Raw genomic sequence first — 1440 nt, 5'->3', positions numbered from 1 at the left:
GGCGAAATACGCCTGGCCGCGTCCAGTCTCAATACTGGAGAGCAAATATCCGTCCCTGCACTGTAGTTGCAGCACTATGCCCACGATCCGACGAGCCAGATTCTCACTCGTGGGTACGACCAGATCATGGTAGACGGCATGGGGGGTTCTGCTTCGGTTTCGCCCGGCTGATACGGTGGAGATCACCGGGCGCCGCCTGACCAGCGGCATCGCTTGGTCGATTCGATAATCTTGAAACTGGGGGAAGCGTGTCTGATAACGCCTCGTCTGGTATGGCGTCTGACGATGTGCTGAGTGGGCATGTGCGCCAGTGGAACCGTGAAGAAGGCTGGGGAGTGCTGATCACCCCGTCTCTTCCGGACGAGGTGTGGGCGCATTACTCGGTCGTTGCAGGTGAGGGCTTTCGCGAGCTGACCGTGGGGGAGGAAGTGACTTTCACGGTGGAGCAGGCGAAGCAGGACCAGTTCTGTTGGAGGGCTGTGCGCGTTTGGCCTTGCGGAACTTCCTCGGCGAGCAGTTCCGACGCTGCAGATAGCCCCGACACCGACGATTCGGGTTACTCGTCCTACTTGGACATCACCTTCGATTCCTGATCGAGCGTCGGAAAGCGACCGGCCGAACAGATTGAACCGCAGAGAGGCGGTTGGTTGCGCCTTCCCGTGCGATGGACAGAATGGGAACGTTTCGTTGTCTCTCATATCCACCCGCCGTGTCGGCGTGCTCGGATCCGCTGCTCTGGCAGCTCTCGTCTGCGCGTCGGCGGTGCCGGCTCATGCTGGTGTACAGCAGGCAAAGCACGTCTTCAAGGTGTCTGCCCCGTACTACAAGAAGACCGACTCCAACGGCACATTCACCGGCCAGACGGACGTGGCGAAGAGCGTACCCGCCACCATGGCGTGGTCCTTCCGCGTCTCGCCCAAGGTGCAGGCCATCGCCACCGGGAACATGACGTGCAAGGCAGGGCACATGCAGCTGCCCTACCACGACGCCCACAGCGGCGTGGCCGTCGGCTACTTCTGGCACTCGTCGGTCAAGAACAACCGGCTGAACAAGGACTACACCCTCTACGGGAACTGCAACTTCCGCGTGAACGTCGGCGGCAAGACCGGCACCGCGAACCTCGGGTTCCGCTTCAACTACTCCCTGGTCAACGGCATCAGCAAGCGGTCTGCACCGGAGGCTGAGGCACCGTCCGCGGACGACGCGTTCAGCACCGAGCTGGACATCGCCTACGACTCCTGACCGCCAGCCTTGTCGGGAGGCACCACGTGCGGCTTCTCCCGACAAGGCGACCTCCCCGGCCGTCGTGTCGAGCCTCCACCGCGCTGAGCGGCCGAGGCGTTCGCTGTCCGGGGCCAGCGGCACCGCTCCCAGGCCCTACACGCACTGGGGTGCGATGCCCGGGGGTTCTGAGCTGCGGCATCTCACTGGTGTGCGTGT

2 protein-coding genes are annotated in these 1440 nt (G+C 63.0%); both read left to right on the top strand.

Features of this window, described 5'->3' with window-relative positions:
• The first annotated feature begins 248 nt into the window (after positions 1-248).
• A complete protein-coding gene (locus tag ACFYMC_RS29735; RefSeq protein WP_388531261.1) occupies positions 249-593 on the top strand; it encodes a cold-shock protein in 345 nt (114 codons plus the stop codon).
• 94 nt (positions 594-687) lie between these two features.
• The gene (locus tag ACFYMC_RS29730; RefSeq protein WP_388531258.1) at positions 688-1242 is read left to right on the top strand and encodes a hypothetical protein; all 555 of its coding nucleotides are present in this window, start codon (positions 688-690) and stop codon (positions 1240-1242) included.
• Positions 1243-1440: the final 198 nt, after the last annotated feature.

The organism is Streptomyces sp. NPDC006879 (genome assembly GCF_042869595.1).
GTDB lineage: Bacteria > Actinomycetota > Actinomycetes > Streptomycetales > Streptomycetaceae > Streptomyces.
This window is presented reverse-complemented; position numbering and strand designations above follow the sequence as displayed.